At 72.6% G+C, this 23,237-nt stretch carries 20 protein-coding genes; 7 read left to right on the forward strand and 13 right to left on the reverse strand.

The features are described 5' to 3' along the window. Window positions 1-176: 176 nt before the first annotated feature. On the forward strand, window positions 177-1,352 hold the full coding sequence (locus EST92_RS11135) for a PQQ-dependent sugar dehydrogenase (protein WP_129280774.1): 1,176 nt from the start codon (window positions 177-179) through the stop codon (window positions 1,350-1,352). Window positions 1,353-1,438: 86 nt separating this feature from the next. Then, window positions 1,439-1,627: a DUF6191 domain-containing protein gene (locus tag EST92_RS11140; protein WP_129280775.1), complete on the forward strand. Its 189-nt coding sequence runs from the start codon at window positions 1,439-1,441 to the stop codon at window positions 1,625-1,627. A gap of 221 nt (window positions 1,628-1,848) precedes the next feature. Here the strand turns inward: EST92_RS11140 and EST92_RS11145 are convergent, their stop codons facing one another. Further along, window positions 1,849-2,646, reverse strand: a complete 798-nt coding sequence (locus EST92_RS11145) for an SDR family oxidoreductase (RefSeq protein WP_129280776.1) — start codon at window positions 2,644-2,646, stop codon at window positions 1,849-1,851. After that, window positions 2,643-3,986, reverse strand: a complete 1,344-nt coding sequence (locus tag EST92_RS11150) for an enolase C-terminal domain-like protein (protein WP_129280777.1) — start codon at window positions 3,984-3,986, stop codon at window positions 2,643-2,645. Before EST92_RS11150 ends, EST92_RS11145 begins: the two co-directional genes overlap by 4 nt. A 271-nt stretch (window positions 3,987-4,257) precedes the next feature. Between EST92_RS11150 and EST92_RS11155 the strand changes: the two genes are divergently transcribed. Next, window positions 4,258-5,385 (forward strand): PAC2 family protein, encoded by a 1,128-nt coding sequence (locus tag EST92_RS11155; protein ID WP_129280778.1) that lies wholly within the window; start codon window positions 4,258-4,260, stop codon window positions 5,383-5,385. A 77-nt stretch (window positions 5,386-5,462) separates the two neighbouring features. On the opposite strand, the gene EST92_RS11160 is transcribed toward EST92_RS11155, so the two are convergent. The 5 genes from EST92_RS11160 to EST92_RS11180 form a co-directional block, all read right to left on the reverse strand. After that, window positions 5,463-8,519, reverse strand: a complete 3,057-nt coding sequence (locus tag EST92_RS11160; protein ID WP_129280779.1) for an NPCBM/NEW2 domain-containing protein — start codon at window positions 8,517-8,519, stop codon at window positions 5,463-5,465. A gap of 141 nt (window positions 8,520-8,660) precedes the next feature. Continuing rightward, the gene (gene mshC, locus EST92_RS11165; protein WP_129280780.1) at window positions 8,661-9,890 is read right to left on the reverse strand and encodes a cysteine--1-D-myo-inosityl 2-amino-2-deoxy-alpha-D-glucopyranoside ligase; all 1,230 of its coding nucleotides are present in this window, start codon (window positions 9,888-9,890) and stop codon (window positions 8,661-8,663) included. A gap of 170 nt (window positions 9,891-10,060) precedes the next feature. Beyond that, window positions 10,061-10,987: an SCO1664 family protein gene (locus EST92_RS11170; protein ID WP_129280781.1), complete on the reverse strand. Its 927-nt coding sequence runs from the start codon at window positions 10,985-10,987 to the stop codon at window positions 10,061-10,063. Further along, window positions 10,951-11,541 carry a DUF3090 domain-containing protein gene (locus EST92_RS11175; protein WP_129247423.1) on the reverse strand — a complete coding sequence of 197 codons (591 nt, stop codon included), beginning with the start codon at window positions 11,539-11,541 and terminating at the stop codon, window positions 10,951-10,953. The genes EST92_RS11170 and EST92_RS11175 overlap by 37 nt, the downstream gene beginning before the upstream one ends. Before the next feature lie 120 nt (window positions 11,542-11,661). After that, a complete protein-coding gene (locus EST92_RS11180; protein ID WP_129280782.1) occupies window positions 11,662-12,360 on the reverse strand; it encodes a histidine phosphatase family protein in 699 nt (232 codons plus the stop codon). A 59-nt stretch (window positions 12,361-12,419) separates the two neighbouring features. Here EST92_RS11180 and corA point away from each other — a divergent pair, with 59 nt between their 5' ends. Then, window positions 12,420-13,415, forward strand: coding sequence for a magnesium/cobalt transporter CorA (corA, locus tag EST92_RS11185; protein WP_129280783.1), 996 nt, complete (start codon window positions 12,420-12,422; stop codon window positions 13,413-13,415). A 36-nt stretch (window positions 13,416-13,451) separates the two neighbouring features. Here the strand turns inward: corA and EST92_RS11190 are convergent, their stop codons facing one another. Together EST92_RS11190 and EST92_RS11195 are read right to left on the reverse strand one after the other, a co-directional pair. Next, window positions 13,452-14,240, reverse strand: coding sequence for a ferritin-like domain-containing protein (locus EST92_RS11190; protein ID WP_129280784.1), 789 nt, complete (start codon window positions 14,238-14,240; stop codon window positions 13,452-13,454). Window positions 14,241-14,526: 286 nt separating this feature from the next. Beyond that, a complete protein-coding gene (locus EST92_RS11195; RefSeq protein WP_129280785.1) occupies window positions 14,527-15,582 on the reverse strand; it encodes an LLM class F420-dependent oxidoreductase in 1,056 nt (351 codons plus the stop codon). Window positions 15,583-15,709: 127 nt separating this feature from the next. Here EST92_RS11195 and EST92_RS11200 point away from each other — a divergent pair, with 127 nt between their 5' ends. Both EST92_RS11200 and EST92_RS11205 read left to right on the forward strand, forming a co-directional pair. After that, window positions 15,710-16,693: an aldo/keto reductase gene (locus EST92_RS11200; RefSeq protein WP_129280786.1), complete on the forward strand. Its 984-nt coding sequence runs from the start codon at window positions 15,710-15,712 to the stop codon at window positions 16,691-16,693. Further along, window positions 16,690-19,224 (forward strand): helix-hairpin-helix domain-containing protein, encoded by a 2,535-nt coding sequence (locus tag EST92_RS11205; protein WP_129280787.1) that lies wholly within the window; start codon window positions 16,690-16,692, stop codon window positions 19,222-19,224. Before EST92_RS11200 ends, EST92_RS11205 begins: the two co-directional genes overlap by 4 nt. A 138-nt stretch (window positions 19,225-19,362) precedes the next feature. On the opposite strand, the gene EST92_RS11210 is transcribed toward EST92_RS11205, so the two are convergent. Then, window positions 19,363-20,043 carry a hypothetical protein gene (locus tag EST92_RS11210; protein WP_129280788.1) on the reverse strand — a complete coding sequence of 227 codons (681 nt, stop codon included), beginning with the start codon at window positions 20,041-20,043 and terminating at the stop codon, window positions 19,363-19,365. Between the two features lie 47 nt (window positions 20,044-20,090). Between EST92_RS11210 and EST92_RS11215 the strand changes: the two genes are divergently transcribed. Continuing rightward, on the forward strand, window positions 20,091-20,279 hold the full coding sequence (locus EST92_RS11215) for a DUF5703 family protein (RefSeq protein ID WP_006607658.1): 189 nt from the start codon (window positions 20,091-20,093) through the stop codon (window positions 20,277-20,279). An 88-nt stretch (window positions 20,280-20,367) separates the two neighbouring features. Here the strand turns inward: EST92_RS11215 and EST92_RS11220 are convergent, their stop codons facing one another. The 3 genes from EST92_RS11220 to EST92_RS11230 all read right to left on the reverse strand — a co-directional run bounded on the left by EST92_RS11220 (window position 20,368) and on the right by EST92_RS11230 (window position 23,024). After that, entirely contained in the window at window positions 20,368-21,150 is a 783-nt protein-coding gene (locus EST92_RS11220; protein ID WP_129280789.1) for a chaplin, read from the reverse strand. 173 nt (window positions 21,151-21,323) lie between these two features. Beyond that, window positions 21,324-21,557, reverse strand: a complete 234-nt coding sequence (locus tag EST92_RS11225; protein WP_129280790.1) for a chaplin — start codon at window positions 21,555-21,557, stop codon at window positions 21,324-21,326. 141 nt (window positions 21,558-21,698) lie between these two features. After that, window positions 21,699-23,024: a M20/M25/M40 family metallo-hydrolase gene (locus tag EST92_RS11230; RefSeq protein ID WP_129280791.1), complete on the reverse strand. Its 1,326-nt coding sequence runs from the start codon at window positions 23,022-23,024 to the stop codon at window positions 21,699-21,701. Window positions 23,025-23,237: the final 213 nt, after the last annotated feature.

The following is a 23,237-nucleotide window of genomic DNA, read 5'->3' on the forward strand; positions in this document are numbered from 1 at the left end:
CAAGTCCCGCCCGGCCCAGGACGTTTGCCGGCTGCCCGCCCCGACGCACGCGCTCGTTGCCGGCCCGGCCGCGTCGGATCGCGGCACGTGGGAGTGGCTCCGGAGCGCCTGGGGTGCGGGCGTGGCGCGGCGCGATGTGGTGTTCTTGTCCCGCCCTGCCGACGAGAGGACCTGCCGTGGAACGCCGTACCCGCACCGCCGTGTTGGCCGCCGCTTCGCTGCTCCTGGCAGCGGGCTGCTCGTCCGGTGGCGCGGCGCCGCACGGCACCGGCACGTCCTCGGCCCCGGCGAAGGGCGGCGCCGCCGTCTCGCCGGGCGGCTCGCCGTCGTCCGCCGCGCCGCCTGCCAAGGGCTCGGTGAAGGTGACCGCCACCCTGGTGACCGGGCTGAAGTCGCCGTGGGGCGTGGCGGTGCTGCCGGGCGGGGATCTGCTGGTCGGCTCCCGTGACACCGGGAAGATCGTCCGGGTCTCGGCGAAGAACGGGAAGATCACCGAGCTGGGGTCGGTTCCGGGCGTGGACCCGGGCGGCGAGGGCGGTCTGCTGGGGATCGCGGTGTCCCCGTCGTTCGGCGCGGACCATCAGGTGTACGCGTACTTCACCACCGCGTCCGACAACCGCATCGCCCGCATGGTCTACGACGAGAAGCGTCCGCCGGGCAATCAGCTGGGCGCGCCCGACACGCTCTTCAAGGGCATTCCCAAGGGCGAGATCCACAACGGCGGCCGGATCGCCTTCGGCCCGGACAAGATGCTCTACGCCGGCACCGGCGAGACCGGCGACAAGGGGCTGGCTCAGGACAAGAAGTCCCCGGCCGGCAAGATCCTGCGGATGACGCCGGACGGCGAGCCGGTACACGGCAACCCCGAGGCCGATTCGGTGGTGTACGACTACGGCCACCGCAATGTGCAGGGACTGGCCTGGGACGACGACGACCGGCTGTGGGCCTCGGAGTTCGGACAGGACACCTGGGACGAGCTCAACCTCATCGAGCCGGGCCGGAACTACGGCTGGCCCGAGGCCGAGGGCAAGGCCAAGGGCGCGGCGGCGGGCTCGGGGTTCATGGACCCGGTCGAGGAGTGGAAGCCCGCGGTTGCCTCACCCAGCGGCATCGCGTACGCCAAGGGCTCGATCTGGATGGCCTCGCTGCGCGGCGAACGGCTGTGGCGGATCCCGCTGAACGGGACCAGGCCGGTGGCCGCCCCGCAGGCCTTTCTCCAGGGCACCTACGGGCGGCTGCGGACGGTGGTGGCGGCGGGCGACGGCACGTTGTGGCTGGTCACCAGCAACACGGACGGACGGGGCACGCCGCACAAGGGCGATGACCGGATCCTCCGCCTCAGGGTGAGCTGACGCGACTGATCCCCTTTTCGTGCGAGCTGCCTACACTCGGGGACAGGGGGACGGGTGCACGTCACGCCGAAGAGGGGACAGGCACCATGTTCAATGTCGTGGAAGAGCTGTTCGCACCGGGGCGTAAGCACACCGACGAGGAGCGGCAGAAGATGTCGCTGGTCGTCGATGACGTGGGGGACGCCGACCCCGCGAAGGGCCCGATCGACCTCTCCTCAGGGACGGTGGTCGTCAAGGCACCGCGAAGGCAGCAGGATCCGGCGGACGGGCAGTAGGGGTGTCTCCCCAGGCGCTCCCCCTCCCCCTCCTCCCCCTTCGGGGGAGGGGGCGGGGGAAGCCCTGCGGGGTCGAAGCGGACGAGGCGATTCAGGTACGAGACGGTTCAAGCAGCGGACGCGACGGCTCAGGTAACGAGGCGATCCAGGGAACGAAGCGGTTCAGGCAGCGGACGCGACGATCCAGGCGACAAGGCAGTTCACGCACCGGACGAGGCGATTCAGGTTCCGGGCCGCAACCGCAGCCCCTGCATCCCCCCGTCCACGGCGAGGGCCGTCCCCGTGATGCCGGAGGCCGCCGGGGACGCCAACGAGGCGATGGCGGCGGCCACTTCGTCCGCGGTGACCATCCGGCCCATCGGCTGGCGGGCGTGCAGGGCGGCGCGTTCGGCGGCCGGGTCGTCGGCCGCGGCCAGCAGCCGGTCGATCCACGGGGTGTCGGCGGTGCCCGGATTGACGCAGTTGACGCGGATGCCCTCGCGGAGGTGGTCGGCGGCCATGGCGAGGGTCAGCGAGAGGACCGCGCCCTTGCCGGCGGCGTACAGCGCGCGCTGCGGCAGCCCCGCGGTGGCGGCGATGGAACAGGTGTGGGTGATGGACACCCGGCCCGGGGCCCCGTCGGCGGTGCGGCGCAGCGCCGGGAGCGCGGCGCGGGCGCAGCGCACCAGGCCCAGCACGTTCACGTCCAGGACCCGGTGCCACTCCGCGTCGTCGTTGTCCTCGACGGTGCCGACGGCGCCGATGCCGGCGTTGCCGACGAGGGTGTGCAGGGCGCCGAGTTCGGCCACCGCCCGGGCGACGGCGGCCCGTACCGCACCGTCGTCGGTGACATCGGCTCGGACCGGGATCGTCCCGGCGGGCGCCCCGGAGGGGTCCCGGTCCAGGACGGCGACCCGGGCGCCGCGGTCCCGTAGGAGCGCGGCGGTGGCCGCTCCGATGCCGGAGGCGCCGCCGGTGACGAGGGCAGCCATGCCCGTGAAGTCGGCCGGTGGTGGGCCGGTGTGCGGTGCGGCACTCATGCGGTGACCTCCTGTGCGTCGGGCCGGTCCGGCCGCGTGCGGCGGGCGCGCCACACGGGCCCGTCGGGAAAGCGGTGAGCGGTGAGCGAGGCGGGTTTCATCCGGGCCGAGAAGCCGGGCGCGGCCGGGGCGCGGTAGCGGCCGCGCTCGATGACGACCGGCTCGCTGAAGTGGTCGTGCAGATGGTCGACGTACTCGATCACCCGGTCCTCGCGGGTTCCGGAGACCGCCACGTAGTCGAACATCGCCAGGTGCTGCACCAGCTCGCACAGCCCCACCCCGCCCGCGTGCGGGCAGACCGGTACGCCGTACTTCGCGGCCAGCAGCAGGATCGCGAGGTTCTCGTTGACCCCGGCCACCCGCGCCGCGTCGATCTGCACGAAGTCCACGGCGCCGGCCTGCAACAGCTGCTTGAAGACCACCCGGTTGGCGATGTGCTCCCCGGTGGCGACCTTCACGGGCTGGCCGGAGCGCACCGCGGCGTGCCCCAGGACGTCGTCCGGGCTGGTCGGTTCCTCGATCCAGTACGGGGCGTACGGCGCCAGCGCGGTCATCCAGCGGACCGCCTCGGCCACGTCCCAGCGCTGGTTGGCGTCGACGGCGATGCGTACGCCGGGGCCGACCGCGTCCCGGGCGAGCCGCAGCCGCCGCCGGTCGTCGTCGAGGTTCGCGCCCACCTTCAGCTTGATCTGCCCGAAGCCGGCGGCCACCGCTTCGCGTGCCAGCCGCACCAGCGTGCGGTCGTCGTAGCCGAGCCAGCCGGGCGAGGTCGTGTAGGCGGGGTAGCCCTCGGCCTTGAGGCGGGCGGTGCGCTCGGCGCGGCCCGGTGCGGCGGCGCGCAGCAGGGCGAGGGCTTCGCCGGGGGTCAGCGCGTCGGAGAGGTAGCGGAAGTCGACGAGCGAGACGAGTTCCTCGGGGGTCAGGGTGGCCAGGAACTCCCACACCGGCAGGCCGGCGCGGCGGGCGGCCAGGTCCCAGGCGGCGTTGACCACCGCGCCGGCCGCCATCTGCATCACGCCCTTTTCCGGACCGAGCCAGCGCAGCTGCGAGTCATGGGTGAGGTCGTGGTGGAGTGCGGCGAGATCGGCGGCGGTGGCGGGCGCGGGGCGGCCGGTGAGGTGCGGTGCGAGCGACCGGATCGCGGCGGCCATGACCTCGTTGCCGCGTCCTATGGTGAAACAGAGGCCGTGACCCTGCGGGCCGCTCGTGGTGCGGAGCACGACGTAGGCGGCGGAGTAGTCGGGGTCCGGGTTCATGGCGTCCGAGCCGTCGAGCCGGTCCGAGGTGGGGAAGCGGATGTCGTGGCAGTCGAGCGCGGTGAGGGTATCGGAACCGGCCATGCGCATGCCCCCTGAGATGTTGGGGAAGAACATCGGACCTTTCCGGGTCATCCGATGTATAGCCCTTCGCGCGAGACGACGTCCAGCCCTCGTGCGGAAGTTGGACTGACGGAGGCCAACCGATCCGCAAACAGGTCGGATGAATCACTACCCCTTGCTGGAAAGGGGCTGCATATCGGCACCACAGAAGCCGTAGTCTTGGGATCGCACGCAAAGGAACTGCTGCCGGCGGCCGCCCCAGGCGGCCGGACCGGTCGGAAGGAGGCGCTGGGTGATCGAGCTCGAGGGGGTGCCCGAGCTGATCGACCCGGTCATGGTGGCCGCGTTCGAAGGCTGGAACGACGCCGGCGACGCCGCCTCCGCCGCGGTCGCTCATCTGGACCGGGAGTGGAAGGGCGAGGTCTTCGCCGCGCTCGACGCCGAGGACTATTACGACTTCCAGGTGAACCGTCCCACCGTCTTCCTGGACGGCGGCGTACGCAAGATCACGTGGCCCACGACCCGGCTCTCCGTCGTCCGCGTCGGCGACGCGAACGGCAAGGGGCGGGCGCGGGACCTCGTCCTGGTCCGCGGCATCGAGCCGAGCATGCGCTGGCGCTCGTTCTGCAACGAAATCCTCGGATTTGCCCATGAGTTGGGTGTGGAGATGCTGGTGGTGCTGGGCTCGCTGCTCGGCGACACCCCGCACACCCGCCCGGTCCCGGTCAGCGGCGTCACCTCCGACGCGGAACTCGCGCGCCGCATGGACCTGGAGGAGTCCCGCTACGAGGGCCCGACGGGCATCGTCGGCATCCTCCAGGAGGCGTGCACCCATGCCGGCGTTCCCGCGGTGAGCCTGTGGGCCGCGGTACCGCACTATGTGTCGCAGCCGCCCAACCCGAAGGCCAGCCTCGCCCTGCTCAACCGCCTGGAGGACCTCCTCGACGTCCGGATCCCGCTCGGCGAGCTGAGCGAGGACGCACGCGCCTGGCAGCTGGGCGTGGACCAGCTCGCCGCCGAGGACAGCGAGGTCGCCGAGTACGTCCAGTCCCTGGAGGAGGCGCGGGACACCGCGGATCTGCCGGAGGCGTCCGGCGAGGCCATCGCCCGCGAATTCGAGCGCTATCTGCGCCGCCGTGACCCGCAGTCCGGTCCCGGAGTGGCGACCGAGGGCGGGCTCGCCGACGGCCGCGACGGCTCCTTCCACCGCGATGCCCCGAGCGGCCGCACCCGCCCGCCCCGCCCGGTGCCCAAGGAGCCGCGCGAGCCCAGACCGGGCGACGACCAGGGCAGCGACCCCACGGACCCGGCCCACGACAAGGGCGCCAGGGACTCCGCGGACGAGGCCGACCCGTCCAGCGGCGCGGACGCCGCCGACTCCGCGAGGCCGGAGGACGGCCCGGAGGACAGCGGGAGCTGACCGGGCCACCAGGGCGCCGGACCGGCCGTCACGCCGGTCCGGCGCCCTGCGTGCGCTCCCCCGGACGGGGGCCGCGCTCACCGCCCGCAGTGGAAGCGCGCCCCCGCCCAGTCGCCGTGATCGCCGGACTTCTTGCCGTCCGTATCGGTCACCTTGAGCCGGACGTGCCGGGCGCCGCCGAGCGGTACGTCCACCGGCACCGGCGCCGACGCCCCGGTCAGCTTCGGTGAGGTCCACAGCACCTTGCCGTCCGCCTCCACCGAGAAGGCGACCTCGCCGTAGTCGGCGATCTCGTCGTCGATACCCACGTCCGCGGTGACGGACGTACACCGCCCGCCGGTGAAGAATTCCAGGTCCGAGTCGGCGTGCGCGCCGATGCCCTTGGCGTAGGTCTTGCCGGCGAGGGTGAGCGGATGACCGTCCGCCGCCCCCGACTCGCCGTTGCTGCGGTCGCGTTCGGCCGGACCGTAGCCGTTGGTCGCGCTCAGCCACTCCAGATCGCTCGCCCAGGTGTCCCCGGCGGGCGCCGGCGGCACGGCCCGTACCTCGAACCGGTGCACCGCCGTCCGCCACGCACCGGCCGCGCGGTAGCGGACGGTCGCGGTGACGGTGACCGGGTCCGCGCCGACGGCGTCCCGGGGCGCGGTCAGGGTCAGCGTCTCGCGCTGAGTGGCCCCGGCCGCGATCCGCCGGTGGTGCACCGGCGCCGAGGTGGTCCAGCCCCTGGGTGCGGAGAGCGCCACCGAGACGTCCTGGGCGTCCCGGGTGCCGGCGGTGACGGAGGCCCGTACGGCCGTCGGTGCGCCCTTGGTCACCTCCTGGCCGCCGGGGGTGGCAACGACGGCCGCGGCGCCCGGGGTTCTGCCGCCGACGGCGCTCGCGCCCTTGAGCGTCAGGGCGAAGGCGCGACCGGTGGTGCGGGAGCCGGTCTTGATCTGTACGACGCCCGCACGGTCCGCGGGGTCGTAGCGCCACCCCTCGTCCGCCGCCCGGAACGCCCGCGCGGACGGCAACCGCTTCAGCGGCCGCCCGGCCAGCTCGACGGCGCGCGGGGCGTCGCCGGTGTGCACGGTGAAGCGGTAGGGCCGGGCGGTCTGCTTGCCGTGGAATTCACCCCGCAGAGCGCCGACGTCGATCCGCACGTCGCCGCCGCCGGAGCGCGGCGCCGCCACCCGCACCTGCTGGGTGGCGCTGCCGCCCCGCCGGTGCGCGCGGGTGACGCCGTCGTCCTCGTAGAGCGTGAACGAGGAACGGCCCTGCGGATAGACGTCCCAGGCGAGCGGCGAGTGTGCGGTGCGGTGCTGATACGACCTGATGCCAGGCCACATGGGGACGGCTGCCCCGGCCTTGACGAACAGCGGCAGGGTGTCCAGCGGAGCGCTGTAGCCGTTGACCGTCGTCGGGCCCCGGTAGGTGCGCCCGGACCAGTAGTCGACCCAGGTGCCCTTCGGCAGATAGATGCCGTCGCGGGTGTCGCTGTCCCGGTAGACGGGCGCGACGAGGAAATCCTGCCCGGAAAGGAATTCGTACTTCGCGGCGTCGGTGCCGGCTTTCGGGTCACCGGGATATTCGAGCGCCAGCGGACGCACCGGACCGACGCCGGTGCGGGTCGCCTCCGCCGCGTACGAGTACATGTAGGGCAGCAGCGATTCCTTCAGTTTCAGATATCTGCGGTTGATGGAGGTGTAGGGCTCGCCCTGGCGATAGGGCTGTTTGTCACTGGCGGCCCAGCCGTCCATCGTCATCATCGCCGGGAGGAAGGATTTCCATTGCAGATCGCGGACGTAGGTTTTGGGGCTGCCGCCGAAGATGCCGTCCACATCGCCGGTCGTATAGGCGAGCCCGGACATGGTGGCGCCGGCATAGGTCGGAATCTGCCAGCGGATGTAGTCCCAGCTGCCGCTCTGGTCACCGGACCACTGGACGCCGCAGCGCTGGGCACCCGACCAGCTCTCCGGAGCCCAGGTGAAGCCCCGCGCATCGCTGTTGTCCTCGATGCCCCGGTAGGCGTCCTTGCAGCCGTCCAGGGCGAATTTGTAGCCGTCACCGACCCAGGCGACGTCGAGTTTCGCGATGCGCTGGCCCGCCTTCACCTGGTCGGCGAGTTTGGCGATACCGTCCTCGGTCCACAGTCCGAGCTTCATCTTCCGCTCGCCCAGCCCCTGTGAGGTCTCGGCGAGATGCTCATAGCCGCAGCCGTAACCGTCGTTGACCAGCATCCAGCCATTGGGCAGATCGTTCTGCGGATAGCCGTCGGCGACCTTCAGGGCGTCGAGAGTATGCCGCTCACCCCGGTTCGCATTGTGCAGATAGCAGTCCGAATCGCCGATCTCCAGCCCGTACAACGGTGGCAGAAAGGGCTTTCCGGTCAGTGCGGTGTACTGGCCGATGACGTCCTTGGCGCTCGGCCCGGCGAAGTAATAGGCGTCGAAGCGCCGTTCCTGTGCGGTGGTCGTCACCGGGTCCTGGAAGGCGTAGGTGTTGGGCGCGTAGGTGTTGCGGAAGACGCCGTAGCCGGCGGAGGAAAGGTAGAAGGGGACCGAGTTGGGGTGACCGCCGTCGTCCCAGTGGTAGTCCACCCCGACCTCGGTGGTGTGGCCGCGGTGGGAGGTGTTGCCGCGGCCGTTCTGCATTCCGGCGCCGTAGAACTGCTCACCGGCGCCGCGCGCGAGGGTCTGGGTGGTGGTCTTGTCGTCCCAGCTCAGCCCCTTCGTCTCGGACCACACCAGCGAGCCGTCGGCCCGCCGCAGCTCGAAGCGCAGCGGCGCCTTGAAGGCCTTCAGGGTGACCTGGGAGGTGCTGAGTTCATAGGCGTCGCCGGCGTCCCGCCAGCGGGTGGCGGGCGGCGCGCCCTGGGGCAGCACGATGTCCTTGCCGGTGGGGTCGGAGAAGGTGCCGTCCGGGGCCAGTTCGAGCCGGAAGGTGCGGGGGGTGACGAAGCTGACGCGGGCCTCGGCCCGGCCGGCGTGCAGATGATAGACGGGCCCGTCCGCCGCGAAGCCGGTGATGTCGCCGACGGTCTGTGCGGGCGCCCGGCCGTCGGCCCGTACGCTGCCCGCCGGCCCCGCGACCGTCATCGCGAGCCCGAGCAGCGCGGCAACGACCGCCGCCCGCAGTCCTGTTGGTGTCCTCATGACCGCAAGCTCTAGTCCGCCCACGGGGCGCGCCACCATGGACTCTTGCGGCGGGCTGCTGGATTTCCGGGCGCGCCGCACGTGAGCAGGGGCGCTTTCACCGGTCGGTGAAAGCGCCCCTGAGGACGGAGCGGACGGGTGTTACAGGGCCACGCCGAGGAGCGCGTCGACCGCACGGGAGACGAGGCCGGGTGCGCCCTCGTCCGTGCCGCCGTCGGCCTGCTGGGCGGCGACCCAGCGGTCCACGGCCGCCAGCGCGGCCGGGGAGTCCAGGTCGTCGGCGAGCGCCGTACGGATCTCCTCGACCAGGGCGTCGGCGGACGGGCCGTCGGGACGGGAGACGGCGCCGCGCCAGCGCGCCAGCCGCTCCACGGCCTCCGCCAGCACGGCGTCGGTCCACTCCCAGTCGGCGCGGTAGTGGTGGGCGAGCAGCGCCAGCCGGATCGCGGCCGGGTCGGTGCCGTCGCGCCGCACCGTGGAGACGAAGACGAGGTTGCCCTTGGACTTGGACATCTTCTGTCCGTTCAGGGCCACCATCCCGGCGTGCACGTACGCCTTGGCGAACGGGTACTCGCCGGTGAGCGCCTGGGCGTGCGAGGCGCCCATCTCGTGGTGCGGGAAGGCGAGATCGGAGCCGCCGCCCTGGACGTCGAAGCCCATGCCGAGGTGGTCCAGGGCGATGGCGACGCACTCGATGTGCCAGCCGGGCCGGCCGCGGCCCAGCGAGCCGCCGTCCCAGCTCGGTTCGCCGTCCCGGGCGGCCATCCACAGCATCGGGTCGAGCGGGCTCTTCTTGCCTTCCCGCTCCGGGTCGCCGCCGCGCTCGGCGGACAGCAGCCGCATCGCCGCGGCGTCCAGCCCGGAGACCTTGCCGAAGTGCGGGTCGGACGCGACGGAGAAGTAGATGTCGCCGTCCAGCTCGTAGGCGGCACCGGCGTCGCGCAGCCGCTCCACCAGCGGGACGATGCCGGGTATCGACTCGACCGCGCCGATGTAGTGGCGGGGCGGCAGCATCCGCAGGGCCGTCATGTCCTCGCGGAACAGGGCGGTCTCGCGCTCGGCGAGCGCCGTCCAGTCGTCGCCGGTGGCCACGGCCCGCTCCAGCAGCGGATCGTCGACATCGGTGACGTTCTGCACGTAGTGCACCTGACGCTTCGTGTCGAGCCACACGCGCTGAACCAGGTCGAACGCGTTGTAGGTCGCCGCGTGCCCCATGTGGGTGGCGTCGTACGGCGTGATGCCGCAGACGTAGATACGGGCGACGGGACCGGGGGCGAGGGTTACCCGTCCGCCGGTCGCGGTGTCGTGGATCCTCAGGTCGCGGCCCTGGCCGGGCAGGGCGGGGACCTCAGAAGCGGGCCATGCATGCATGCCATGAGCGTAACCGGACGGAAGTTCCGCATACGAACCGGACCGGGACTGTTGGCCGGAAAGGCGGTCTTGTGTTCGACGGACGGACGTGCAAGCCGGACGGACGGACGTGCACGTCGGACGGACGGGCACGGGAGAGGCCCGGCGTCACCGCCCGGTGGCCGCCTGGTTCAGACGGGTGGCCAGGGGATGGCGGGCCAGTCACCGCTCGGCTCCGGGTGCCGGCCGCTGCGCAGCAGCCCGGCCACCCGCGCGCGCAGCGCCGCGGCCTCGCGTTCCGTGATCAGTTCGGCCAGTCGGGCGGCCAGCGGCCGGCCGTCCGCCAGCGCCGTGTCCAGCTCCCGCAGGGCCGCGAGCGCCTCCTCGGTCAGCGGCTCCCCCGCCCACCCCCACAGCAGCGTGCGCAGCTTGTCCTCGGCATGGAAGGACACGCCGTGGTCGATGGCGAAGAACTCCCCGCCGGCGCCCGGCAGCAGATGTCCGCCCTTGCGGTCGCCGTTGTTGATCACCGCGTCGAGCACCGCGAGCCGCCGCAGCCGCGGATCGTCGGCGTGCACCAGCAGCGCCGTGCGGCCCTCGCCGGTCTGCGCGAAGCCGACCGCCTTCCAGCCCGGCCCCGGCTCCTCGTCCTCGACCAGCGCGAGCAGCTCGGGCACCTCGTCGTCGCTCTCCGGCGGCTCGATCCACTCCTGGACCATGCCGGTGCCGTACGGGCCGTCCCGCAGCACCGTCGGGGGGATCAGGTCCCAGCCGCAGGCCCGGGAGATCTCGTACGCGGCCACCTCACGCTGGGCGAGCGTGCCCTCGGGGAAGTCCCACAGCGGGCGCTCGCCGGCGACCGGCTTGTAGACACAGGCGGCGGCGGTGCCGTCGTACGCGACCGTGCAGTAGAGCACGGCGTTGGACGCCTCCTGGATGCGGCCGCGCACGGTCAGCTCCCCCTCGGCGAGGAGGACGTCGCGCGGGCCGGTGGCAGGGGGTGGCCCGGCCTGGGGCGCCTCCTGCGGAGCGGCGGGAGAAGGCAGCGGGGCGGCCGGGCCGGCGGCGGGCTCCATGGCGCTCAGGCGTCCCGTCGGTATCCGTTCTGGCGCGGGCATACGTGTCCCTCCGGGTCGAGCGGCAGGCTGCACAGCGGGCACGGCGGGCGGCCGGCGTTGACGACCTCCAGCGCCCGCTTGGCGAATGCCCTGGCCATGGTGCCGGTGAGGCGGACCCGCAGCATCGGCGGGCCGTTCTCGTCGTCCTGGAGCAGCCGCTCCTCGGCGTCGGCGAGGTCCTCGTCGCTGTCCGCGTCCAGCTCGACCAGGGCCTGGGCCTCGACGATCATCCGCTCGTCCTCGCCGTCCCAGGCCAGCGCCATCGTGCCGACCCGGAATTCCTCTTCGACCGGCGATTCCAGCGGGGCGGTGTCGGACAGCTCGGCGGGCGAGACCGCGGGCACCGGCGCGTTGCCGCCGCTGCGCCGTACGACCTCGTCCAGCAGCTCGTCGATCCGCTCGGCGAGGGCTGCGACCTGGGTCTTCTCCAGGGCGACGCTGGTCGTGCGGCCGGCCGCGGTGGCCTGGAGGTAGAAGCTACGGCGGCCAGGCAGCCCGACCGTACCGGCCACGAAGCGGTCCGGCGCGTCGTAGAAGAACACCTGACGGGACAACGTCCTGCTCCGATTGCTCGACTGCGGGGTCACTGCGGTCGCTGCACGTCCTGCGGTCACTGCGCGGATCGCAGGGGCGTGGCGGGCAGCGCCGTCGCACCACCCTACTGCGCCGACTGATCACGCTGCTCCCGCACCACCACCGACGGCCGCGTCCCGGTCGGCCGCCGCACTGCCCCCGTCCTCCCGGGGCGCGAGCGATCCGAAGTCACCGGTGTCCCCCAGCCGTACGAGGTAGGGGCGCAGCCGCGTGTAGCGGATCGCGGTGACCGAGCAGGGCTCCACGGAGATCCGCTGGAACAGGTCGAGGTGCATGCCCAGGGCGTCGGCGACCAGCGCCTTGATGATGTCACCGTGCGCACACATGGCGTAGGTCGCCTCGGGGCCGTGCGCCTCCTCGATCCGGGCGTTCCAGTCGCGTACCGCGTCCACCGCCCGCGCCTGCATCGCGCGCAGCGACTCGCCGCCGGGGAAGGCCGCCGCGGACGGGTGCCGCTGGACGACCTCCATCAGCGGCTCGTCGCTCAGCTCGGCGAGTTTGCGGCCCGACCAGTCGCCGTAGTCGCATTCGTTGATCCGGTCCTCGATGTGCAGGGTGAGCCACGGCCGGGCGTCCAGCAGCGGCGCCATGGTCTCCCGGCAGCGCTGCAGCGGGCTGGAGACGACGGCGGTCAGCGGCACCTGGGCGAGGCGGGCCGGCAGCGCGGCGGACTGGGCGGCGCCGCGCTCGTCGAGGGCGACTCCGGGCGCCCGCCCGGCGAGCACCCCGGCGGTGTTGGCGGTGGAGCGGCCGTGCCGCACCAGGATCAGCGTGGGCATGACCGCCAGCCTACGTTCCGCGGTCGCCTTTCTGGCAGGTGGCCGGGCGAGGGGCGAGAATGCCAGATGTGATCGTGGACTGCGCCATCTACCGGGAAGGCCGTCGCAACGAGTGCGCGACGGACTTCTCCGATGCCCTGCATGCGGCGCGGGCCGAGGGACATTCCTTCCTGTGGCTGGGGATCCATGAGCCGACGGAGGAGGAGTTCGCGCTCGTCAGGTCCGAGTTCGCGCTGCATCCGCTGGCGGTCGAGGACGCCCTCAAGGCACACCAGCGGCCCAAGCTGGAGGTCTACGACGACTCCCTGTTCATGGTGCTGAAGCCGGTCACCTACGACGACCGGGCGGACACGGTGACCGCTTCGGAGCTGATGGTCTTCGTCGGCGACTCGTTCGTGGTGACCGTCCGCCACGGGGAGGCCAGCCCCCTGACCGCGGTGCGGCACCGGCTGGAGGAGCACCCGGAGATCCTGCGGCACGGCCCGGGAGCGGTGCTGTACGCGGTCAGCGACGCGGTGGTGGACCACTACATCGAGGTGGCGGCCGAACTCCAGGTGGACCTGGAGGAGTTGGAGGCGGAGGTGTTCGCTCCGGTGCGCGGCCAGGACACCCGGAACACCGCCGCCGAGATCTACGCCTTCAAGCGCGAGGTGCTCGAATTCCGCAGGGCGACCGGCCCGTTGGCGGAGCCGATGGCCCGGCTGCAGAACCCCGGGGTGCCGTTCGTCCACGACCACGCCCGCCCGTTCTTCCGCGATGTCGAGGACCACCTCACCCGCGCCAACGAGTCGGTGGAGGGCCTGGACCGCCTGCTCTCGGACATTCTCGCCGCCCATCTCGCGCAGATGGGCGTACGGCAGAACGACGACATGCGCAAGATCTCTTCCTGGGCGGCGCTGGCGGCCGTCCCCACGCTGATCGCCGGCATCTACGGCATGAACTTCCACGACATGCCGGAGTTGCAGTGGCACCTGGGGTATCCGGTGATCCTGGGGCTGATGGTCGTCATCGAGGTGTCGCTGTACCGGCTGTTCAAGCGCCGCGGCTGGCTGTGATGCCGGGGAGCGTCCCGGCGCCTCCGGGCGGGCGGCTCAGGCGAATTCCGGTGCCGAGGGCGCCGGGCCGCCCAGCGCGTCCCGCCGCTCGGGCATCTGGAGGCTGACCATCCGCCGCCAGCCGCCCAGCCGCTCATAGGCGTACATCGCGCGGATCCCGGTGGCGAGCGCGACGGACTTCGTCCTCGGCCACGACAAGATGCGGCCCATGTGGTCCATCACGGCCAGGCTGACGTCCCGGTAGACGGCGATCTCGGCACGGGCACACTCGTGCAGGATGCGCTGGATGGTCCGGCCGTGCCCGGCACCGGCCAGCCGCAGCAGCTCCTCGTGGCAGTAGGCGAGGTGGTTCGCCTCGTCATGGCAGATCATCCGGATCGCCTTGCCCACCTCGGGGTGGTCGCCGAAGTGCCGGGTGAGCATCTCCATCTGGTCGGCGGCGCGCTGTTCGGTGACCCGGCTGTGGGCGAGGTAGGTGATGATGTCGTGCTCGGTGAGCGGCTCGTTGCGGCGCAGCTTGTCGTGCGCCAGACCGATGCCGTGCCGCTCCAGCAGGGCGGTGTAGTCGGTCTCTTCAGGGACCGTGGTGGGCGTCAGGCCGCGTCGGCGCATCAGGGCGTGGAAGATCCGGCCGTGTTTGTCCTCGTCGGCGCCGTGCCGGCTGACCTTGGGCGCCAGCGCGCGCAGGGAGACCGGGATCAGCGCGGCGATCCGGCCGTTCTCCCAGCCGCCCTGGGCCTCGCCGCTCGCCGCGATGGAACAGAACAGTCGGTAGGAGTCGTCGTTGTCGACGATCTCCTGGAACAGGCTTCGGGCCGAGAACATCTGCGCCACCTCCGAACGGACACACCCGCAAAGAACGAGTCAAGTGGGGTGTTCCGTGGGCGGCAACCGCAGTCGCCGGGCCCTTGGGCCGTTCGGGCGGGAGCTGCCCTCGTAGCGGGCGTAACCAGCCTGCCCGCCACCGCGTTGTGCAGCGCGACGGTCGTGGCGGGGAGGTTCCCCCGAGCCCCCACCACGGCCGCTGCGAATGTCCGGTCCGGCGTCATGGCGCCGGACCGGGACGGGACGGGGCGAGCGGCCCCCGCGCAGACCCGTCGCCCTTGAGGAACTACGCCAGTCCGGCGCGCTCCAGGGCCTCGACGCCCGCCCGCAGCGACGCCAGCCGGTCCTCCAGGGCGAAGCCCGCCGGGGCCAGCGACAAGGTGGTCACGCCCGCCGCCGCGTAGGCCTGCATCCGCTCCGCGATCCGCTCGACGGAACCGAGCAGCGTGGTCTGGTCGATCAGCCGCTCCGGGATCGCGGCGGCGGCGCCCTCCTTGTCGCCGGACAGATACCTGTCCTGGATCTCGGCGGCTTCCTTCTCGTATCCCATGCTCCGGGCCAGCTGGTTGTAGAAGTTCTGCTTCGGGCTGCCCATGCCGCCGACGTACAGGGCGGTGTACGGACGGAAGATGTCGGCCAGCGCGCTGACGTCCTTGTCCGCGCCCACGGCCAGCGGCAGCGTCGGACAGATGTCGAACCCGTCCAGCGTCTTGCCCGCCTTCTCGCGGCCGGCGCGGAGGTGGGTGAGCGCGGTCTCCTCCAGATGCTCGACGGCGGGGAAGATCAGCAGCGCGCCGTCGGCGATCTCACCGGTCTGCTCCAGGTTCTTCGGGCCGATCGCGGCGATGTAGAGCGGGATGTGCTCGCGCTGCGGGTGCACGGTGAGCTTCAGCGGCTTGCCGGGGCCACCGGGCAGCGGCAGGGTCCAGTGCTCGCCCTCGTAGGACAGCCGCTCGCGGGTCATGGCCTTGCGGACGATGTCCACGTACTCGCGGGTGCGGGCCAGCGGCTTGTCGAACTTGACGCCGTACCAGCCCTCGGAGACCTGCGGCCCGGAGACGCCCAGGCCCAGCCGGAAGCGGCCACCGGAGAGCGAGTCCAGGGTCGCGGCCGTCATCGCGGTCATGGCGGGCGCGCGCGCCGGGATCTGGAAGATCGCCGAACCGATGTCGATGCGCTCGGTCTGGGCGGCGACCCAGGAGAGGACCGTTGCGGCGTCGGAGCCGTAGGCCTCGGCGGCCCAGCAGACGGAGTATCCGAGGCGGTCGGCCTCCTGCGCCACCGCGAGATTGTCGGAATCCATCCCGGCGCCCCAGTAGCCGAGGTTGATGCCAAGCCTCATGCCGCTCCCCTTACCGATCGGTAACGTCGCTGTTCCGGGGACTGTAGCGCGCGCCTGCGCCGGCCGTCATCGGCGGGTTGTCCACAGGTCCCCTGATCCTCGCGCGCGGCCAGTAATCTCAAGGCTCATGGAGCAAAGGCACCTCGGCCGTACGGGCCTGCGCGTGACCCGCCTCGGGCTCGGCACCCTGAACTGGGCCCGCGACACGGACGAGCAGGAAGCCGCCGACCAGCTCAAGGCGTTCTGGGAGGCCGGCGGCACCCTCGTGGACACCGCCGACATCTACGCGGACGGCGGTGCCGAGTACCTGCTGGGCCGGCTGATGGAAGGCCTCGTGCCGCGCGCCGATCTGGTGATCGCGACCAAGGCCGGCAGCGTCCTGGAGGCGGACCGCCGGGTCGACTGCTCACGGCGCCATCTCCTCGCCGCCCTGGACGCGTCCCTGGAGCGGCTGGGCACGGACTACGTCGACCTCTGGCAGCTGCACGCGTTCGATCCACACACGCCGCTGGAGGAGACCCTGGCCGCCCTCGACCTCGCCGTCAGCAGCGGCCGGACGCGCTATGTGGGGGTGTCGAACTTCTCCGGCTGGCAGCTCGCCAAGGCCGGCACCTGGCAGCTCGCGGTGCCCGGTGGGCGCCACCGCCTGGCGAGCACGCAGATGGAGTACTCCCTGCTCCAGCGCGGCGTGGAGCGGGAGGTGCTGCCCGCGGCGCTCGATCTCGGCATCGGCCTGCTGCCGGCGTCGCCGCTGGGCCGCGGTGTGCTGACCGCCAAGTACCGCCATGGGACCCCGGCCGATTCGCGCGGCGGCTCGGATCACATGGCGCCGTTCGTCGCGCCGTATCTCGACGAGACGGCCGGCCGGGTCGTGGACGCGGTCGCCACCGCCGCCGACGGACTGGCCGTCACCCCGCTCCAGGTCGCGCTCTCCTGGGTCCGCGACCGTCCCGGAGTGACCGCGCCGATCCTCGGCGCCCGCACAGCACAGCAGCTCAGCGCGGCATTGTCAGTGGAGGCCCTTAGTCTTCCTGACGAGATCCGCCGGGCGCTGGACGATGTATCGGCTCCGGTGCACCACTACCCCGATCAGGACTGGAGCACGCTGTGAGTACCGACCGCCTCGCCGGCGACACCCCGCCCGAGCAGGAGGCCGCACCCGGGACCGCGGATGCCCAGACGCCCGACGCCGCGGCGGCGCAGGGCGGGAAGACGGAGGCCGCGGCTCCGGGCGGAGAAGGCCCGGCCGGTGCGGCGCGGGACACCGCGGCGTCCGGATCGGCCCAGGCGACCGCCGCGGCGCTGGCCGCGGCGGTGCGGGCCGTGGAGAGCGGCGAGCGCTCGGCCGCCTCGTTCTTCAACGACGCCCCGCGCCCGGCCAAGCCGGCCGCCCCCGCCGGCCGGGGGCCCGCCCAGGGCGCCCCGTCGCCCGGCAGTCCTGCCCCCCAGGCTCCCCAGGACCGGCCGGCCGGCCAGGCCCCGGAACCGGCCCGGCAGCAGCCCGCCCCCGAGGCCGGCGGCCCGGCCCGTCCTCCCGTCGTGGACGGCGGCGCCGCCCCGGCCGCCGGGGCAGCCGCCCCAACCGCTCCCACCGGCCCCGCAGCGGCCCCCGGGCCGGCGGCGTACGCGCCCGGAGCCGAGGGCGTACGGCAGGTCCTCGCGGCGGGCGGCGCCCCCGAGGCGTTGGCGGACCGGGCCGCCGAGGCGCTCGGGGAGCGGGCCGCCGAGGCGCTGCGCGAGGACCCCTGGCAGCTGCTCGCCGTGCCCGGGGTCCGCCCCGAGCAGGCCGACGGCTTTGCCCGCGCACTGCTCGGCCCCGCCTGCGGGCCGGGCGACGAGCGGCGCGCCCAGGCCCTCGTCGGCTGGCTGTTGGAGCAGGCCGCCGTCGCGGGGCACTCCGCGCTGGAGGCCTCCGCGCTGCGTGCGGCGCTCGCCCAGCGGGCGGTGCCCGACCCCGATGACGCCCTGCAGACCGCCATTGCGGACGGTGCCGTGCTGGTCTTCCAGGACGCCATCGAGGAACCGGGCAGGCCCCGTCCGGTCACGGACGAGGACGGGGAGGAGGGACAGCCGGTCCGGATCCTGCTCGGCCTGGACCGGTTCGCGATGGCCGAGGAGAGCGTCGCCGACGGGCTGGCGCGGCTGCTGAACACCTTCGAAGCGGCTGCCGGTCCGGAGGACCACCCGGCGGACGGCCCGGCTCCGGACGAGGACGCCACAGCTGCCGAGGACACCACGGTCGAAGCGGCCCCGGCCCCGGCACCGGCACCGTCAGCCGACGAGGAGCGCCCGGCCGCGCCGACCGACACCACCGCGGCCGCCGACACCGGGGCCGGGGCGGCGGCCGTCCGTCCCTCCGACCACGCCAACGGCACCACACACGACACCACCGCCGCCCGCCCCGTCCGTCCCTCCGCCACGGAGTGGGAGGCCGCGGCGGCCGCCGCACCGTCGCCCTCCGCCGCGGAGCTCATCCGCGCCGCCGCCCACAGCGGCCTGGTGGCACACACGGGCGCCGAGGCGGCCCGCGCCGAACCGGCCGCGCTGCTCGCCGCGGCCCGCTCGCTGGGCCTGCGGGCCTTCGGCGCCACGCACACCGAGAACGGCCGCCGGCGCCTGGCCGGCGACCTCACCGAGTGCGCGCCCGGCGCCACGGCCGTCGACACGGCCGCCGTGACCGTGTCCGCCCTGCTGTCCGGGCAGCAGGGCCCCGGGCGGGACGCGGACGGCGCCCTCGCGCTCGATCTCCTGGTGGTGCTGGACGCCCCGCAGCTGGATCTGGAGACCGCCGCGCTGCTCGTCGAGTCGCTGCCCGACGGCACCCGGCTGGTGCTCAGCGGCGACCCGGGCGTGCTGTGGTCGGCCGGTCCAGGCCGGCTGTTCGCCGATCTGCTCGCCGCCCGCTTCTGCCCCCAGGTCGCCTCCCGTACCCCGGACTTCGGCCCGATCGGCGAGCTGGTGTCCGGCATCGGCATCGGCGAGTTGAGCCAGGTCGAAGCGCCCGGCAAGGAGGTGGTGATCGTCCCGGCACGGGATGCCGGGGAGGCGGTGCACCGCACCGTCCAGCTGGTCGCGGACTCCGTGCCCCGGGCACTGGGGGTCCCCGCGGACCGGACCCAGGTCATCACGGTCGGCCACGGCGGCGCGGCCGGCACCCGCGCGCTGAACACCGCCCTCAAAGAGCGGCTCAACCCCGGCCCCGGCCGGTTCGGCGGCTTCGACCCCGGCGACCGCGTGGCCTATGCCCCCACACCCGGCCGTACGGTGCCCGGCACGGTCACCGGCGCCGACGCCGCCGGGCTGCGGCTCGACTGCGACGGCGCCGCGGTCGTGGTGCCGCGCGAGCAGGTCGGCGCGGGAGCCGTACGCCACGGCTGGGCGCTCACCGCGCACCAGGCGGCCGGGATGCGCTGGCCCGCCGCGGTGGTCGTGCTCCCCGGGGACGCCGCCGGCGGCCTGACCCGCGCCTGGGTCTACACCGCCTTCAGCCGCGGCGAGCGCCATCTGTCGGTGGTCCAGGGCGTCGACCAGGCGCTGCCCCGGGCGGTCGCCGAGGTGCCCGTCAAGGAGCGCACCACCCGGCTGCGCACCCTGCTGCAGCAGAGCGTGCAGACCACGCAGGAGCCGTCGACGGTCGACTGAGCCCCGGCCCACCGGGCGCCCCCGTACGCCCGCTGCCCCGGCGGTCGGCAGGATTCTGCCGACCGCCGGGGCAGCGTCGTACCCGGGGTCGTACCGGGTCGGGGTGCGGCGCCACGGCAGCGCACCCCGCCCCCGGACTCACCGTTCGTGGTCGAGCGGCTCCATCAGATCGTCGTCGCCGAGTTCCTCGTCGAAGACCGCGCTGACGTCGAAGCGGCAGACGACCCGCTGGGGATCCGCCTGGTCAAAGGGGGCGGACAGCCACTCCCCCGGCTCGGCCGGGTCGTCGCCGGCCGCCACCCACAGGGTGGAATCGCCCTCTTCCAGGCCGAACTCCTTGTGCCGGGAGGCGATCTCGTCCGGTTCGAACTCGCCGAACAGCACACCGAGCGCGGCATGCACGCTGGTGCCGACGACCGCGGCGGCGTCGGCACCCCCGCCCCGACCTGCGGCCTCGTCGGCGGCGTCCGGATCAAGATCGGCGATGCGCTGTGCCTGGTGCAGCAGCCGCTGCGGTTCGGCGACGGTGTAGTCGCGCCGGATCAGCACGCTCAGCGCACTTGGCTCCTCCGGGCCCGCATAGGCGGGCAGTGCGTCGCTTCCGGGGATCTCGAAGGGGGTGACCTCGTCGTAGGTGTCGTACAGCAGCTCGTCATAGACCTCAGCCGCCGCGGCGAGCTCGTCGAACGCGGCGTAGACAGCCGGATCATCCTGCCCCGAGCGGCGTTCGACCGCGTCGAGGTGACGGTCCAGCGCGGCTTTGACCGCCTCGGCGGCGGCACGTACCTCGGCAGCGGAAGGCTGCGCAGCATCAGACATAGTGCAGACGCTATCCGTACCGGGGCCGGTCCCGCACAATAGATGCGATGCCGGAATACGAATTCTGCGATGTGTATGTGCCCCGGGGCGTGTCCCGGAAGGCCGCCACACGCCTGCTGACCGACCATGCCGAGTACGGACACTGGGAGTTGGACCGCCTGCGTCTGAATCCCGACGGGAGCCGCAAGGTACGGCTGCGCCGCCGGATCATCCGGCAGCTCCGCGCCACGTGGTGACCGCCACCGGCGGGTGAGGACAGCAGAGCGGGCCCCGCCGAGGCGGGGCCCGCTCCGTCGTGCGCCTGGTGCGCTTATCCGCGGCCGGTCACCGGCGCGCGGCGCGCGCCCGACGGTAGAGCACGGCGCCCCCGAGCAGCAGCCCGGCGCTGGCCGGCACCGCGTACCCGATCGACCCCGCACCGGTGTGCGCGAGCTGCCCGACGGGCTTGGCGGGCTTGGCCGGCGTCACGTGCGGGGTGTGCCCCTCGGTCGGCGGGTGCACACCCGGCGTGTGCGGGGTGTGCTGGCCCGGGGTGTGCGGCGTCGCCGGGTGCTCCGGCGTGCCCGGGTGGTGCGGCTTGCCCGGGTGCTCCGGCGTGCCGGGGTGGTGCGGCTTCCCCGGGTGGTGGGGCCTGCCGGGGTGCTGCGGTACGCCCGGGCCGGTCGGCGTCTCATTGGCACAGTGGTTGCCGAAGGCCGGGTTCAGCGCCCCGCCTCCCGAGACCTGGTTGCCGCAGGCGTTCACCGGAACGTCGACCGGGGCCTGGACGTTGTTGCCCGACACGATGCCCGGCGAGTTCGACGCCTGGCCTGCCGCGCCGGCACCGCCGCCGCCACCGTGGTGGACGCCGTGGTGGGCGCCACCGCCGCCGTTGGCGCACCGGTTGCCGAACGCGGGGTTGAGCAGCCCGACGACATTGACGGTGTTACCGCAGGCGTTCACCGGTACATGGACCGGGACCTGAACATTGTTGCCGGACCCCACACCGGGCGAGTTGGCCGCGCCTCCGGCGGCTCCCGCGTCGGCGTGTGCATAGCCGGCGGCCAGGGCGAGTACGCCACTGGCGGCCGCCGCGGTGATCAGGCCCTTTCGTGCGACCTGTCTCATAGGTTGATCCCCTGCCTAGTGCCTTACAGGAATACGGACGAGTGGCGAACCTCGGAAAGGTTCACCCGCCCGGTTAAATCCTCAGCGGCTCCGGAATACGGGAAACGCCTTCCGGAACTGGACTGAGTCGGACCCTTACGGGTGCAAGTACAACGCCAAAGGACGTCGGAAAGTCACTTGTTGACGCAGTTCTCGCCGAAGGAGGGGTTCATCAGGCCGACCACGGAGACCGTGTTGCCGCAGGCGTTCACCGGAACGTGCACCGGCACCTGGACGGTGTTGCCGGACACCACACCGGGGGAGTTCAGCACCGCACCCTGCGCTCCCGAGTCCGCAACGGCCAGGCCAGCACCGGCGAGCACGACGCCACCGGCCAGTGCCGCAGCAGCGGCGACCTTCTTGATCATTATTCCTCCTTGTAGGCAATACGATCCCAGCCGCGGACCGCACACACTGCAACGAAGAAAGGCCGTTGAAGCTACGAACACATCAGTGCGTTCACTCGTTTCGGCGAACCGGGCGCGAAAGGCAGGAAATCCGGGCCGAATTCAGCTCTGGTCGATGAATCGATCGAGCACCCGCACCCCGAACTTCAGTCCGTCCACCGGAACCCGCTCGTCCACACCGTGGAACATTCCCGCGAAGTCCAGCTCCGGCGGCAGCTTCAGCGGGGCGAAGCCGAATCCGCGAATTCCGAGGTCGTCGAAGGACTTGGCGTCCGTGCCCGCGGAGAGCATGTACGGGACGGCCCGTGCGATCGGGTCCTCGGCCTGCAGCGCCGACTGCATCGCCTCGACCAGCGCACCGTCGAAGGTGGTCTCCAGCGCCTTGTCGGCGTGCACGTCCTCGCGCTTGACCCGCGGGCCCAGGATCCGGTCCAGGTCGGCCAGGAACTCCTCCTCGTGGCCCGGCAGGAACCGGCCGTCGACATGCGCGGTGGCCTGTCCGGGGATGACGTTGACCTTGTAGCCGGCGCCCAGCTGGGTCGGGTTGGCGGTGTTCCTGAGCGAGGCGCCGATCAGCTTGGCGATGCCGCCGAGCTTGGCCAGGGTCTCGTCCATGTTCTCCGGGTCGAGTTCGGTGCCCAGCGCGTCCCCGAGCTGGTCGAGGAAGGACCGCAGCGTCTTGGTCACCCGGACCGGGAACTCGTACCGGCCCAACCGGCCTACCGCCTCGGACAGTTCGGTGATGGCGTTGTCCTTGTGGATCATCGAACCGTGACCGGCGTTGCCGTCCACGGTCAGCTTCATCCAGTGCATGCCCTTCTGGGCCGTCTCGATGAGATAGAGCCGCACCTGCTCGTTGACGGTGAAGGAGAAGCCGCCGACCTCGCTGATCGCCTCCGTGACGCCCTCGAAGAGGTGCGGGTGATGATCGACGAGATAGCGCGCGCCGTAGGTGCCGCCCGCCTCCTCGTCCGCGAGGAACGCCAGCACGATGTCGCGCGGGGGCTTGCGCCCGGTACGCAGCCGGTCACGGACGACGGCGAGCGTCATCGCGTCCATGTCCTTCATGTCGACCGCGCCACGGCCCCAGACGCACCCGTCGGCGATCTCGCCGGAGAAGGGGTGGTGGGTCCAGTCGTCGGCGTTGGCCGGTACGACGTCGGTGTGGCCGTGGATGAGCAGCGCGGGCCGCGAGCGGTCCTCGCCCTCGATGCGGGCGACGGTCGAGGCACGGCCCTTGTGGGACTCGAAGATCTGCGGCTCCAGGCCGACCTCGGCGAGCTTCTCCGCGACGTACTCGGCGGCGGCCCGCTCACCCGGGCCCGAGTGGTCGCCGTAGTTGCTGGTGTCGATCCTGATCAGATCGCGGCACAGATCGACGACCTCGTCCTCGCCGGTGACCGTACGGCCCGACTGCGACTCGCTCACGCTGCCTCCTAAGGGTTCACGGCCGCGTCACGCACCCCCGGAGAGCGCGGCCCGCGGCGGGGTCCACCGCCATCCTCCACCCGCCACCGTCTGTGCCCAAGGGCGCAATACTCCCGACATGCCCTGGTCACAGCCCCGCGGCCGGCCAACAGTGCGGGTGATCGACCACCCGCCAGGGTTTGCTATTGTTTTCCACGTCGGAACGGCCCAGGC

Origin of the sequence: Streptomyces sp. TM32, assembly GCF_004122755.1 — a bacterium.
Lineage (GTDB): Bacteria > Actinomycetota > Actinomycetes > Streptomycetales > Streptomycetaceae > Streptomyces > Streptomyces sioyaensis.

Coding starts and splice junctions, on each gene's coding strand:
- EST92_RS11145 (WP_129280776.1), bottom strand. CDS start 2,646: ATGAGTGCCGCACCGCACACCGGCCCACCACCGGCCGACTTCACGGGC.
- EST92_RS11140 (WP_129280775.1), top strand. CDS start 1,439: ATGTTCAATGTCGTGGAAGAGCTGTTCGCACCGGGGCGTAAGCACACC.
- EST92_RS11195 (WP_129280785.1), bottom strand. CDS start 15,582: ATGAGGCTTGGCATCAACCTCGGCTACTGGGGCGCCGGGATGGATTCC.
- EST92_RS11160 (WP_129280779.1), bottom strand. CDS start 8,519: ATGAGGACACCAACAGGACTGCGGGCGGCGGTCGTTGCCGCGCTGCTC.
- corA (WP_129280783.1), top strand. CDS start 12,420: ATGCCAGATGTGATCGTGGACTGCGCCATCTACCGGGAAGGCCGTCGC.
- EST92_RS11210 (WP_129280788.1), bottom strand. CDS start 20,043: ATGTCTGATGCTGCGCAGCCTTCCGCTGCCGAGGTACGTGCCGCCGCC.
- EST92_RS11215 (WP_006607658.1), top strand. CDS start 20,091: ATGCCGGAATACGAATTCTGCGATGTGTATGTGCCCCGGGGCGTGTCC.
- mshC (WP_129280780.1), bottom strand. CDS start 9,890: ATGCATGCATGGCCCGCTTCTGAGGTCCCCGCCCTGCCCGGCCAGGGC.
- EST92_RS11220 (WP_129280789.1), bottom strand. CDS start 21,150: ATGAGACAGGTCGCACGAAAGGGCCTGATCACCGCGGCGGCCGCCAGT.
- EST92_RS11180 (WP_129280782.1), bottom strand. CDS start 12,360: ATGCCCACGCTGATCCTGGTGCGGCACGGCCGCTCCACCGCCAACACC.
- EST92_RS11170 (WP_129280781.1), bottom strand. CDS start 10,987: ATGCCCGCGCCAGAACGGATACCGACGGGACGCCTGAGCGCCATGGAG.
- EST92_RS11190 (WP_129280784.1), bottom strand. CDS start 14,240: ATGTTCTCGGCCCGAAGCCTGTTCCAGGAGATCGTCGACAACGACGAC.
- EST92_RS11225 (WP_129280790.1), bottom strand. CDS start 21,557: ATGATCAAGAAGGTCGCCGCTGCTGCGGCACTGGCCGGTGGCGTCGTG.
- EST92_RS11200 (WP_129280786.1), top strand. CDS start 15,710: ATGGAGCAAAGGCACCTCGGCCGTACGGGCCTGCGCGTGACCCGCCTC.
- EST92_RS11150 (WP_129280777.1), bottom strand. CDS start 3,986: ATGGCCGGTTCCGATACCCTCACCGCGCTCGACTGCCACGACATCCGC.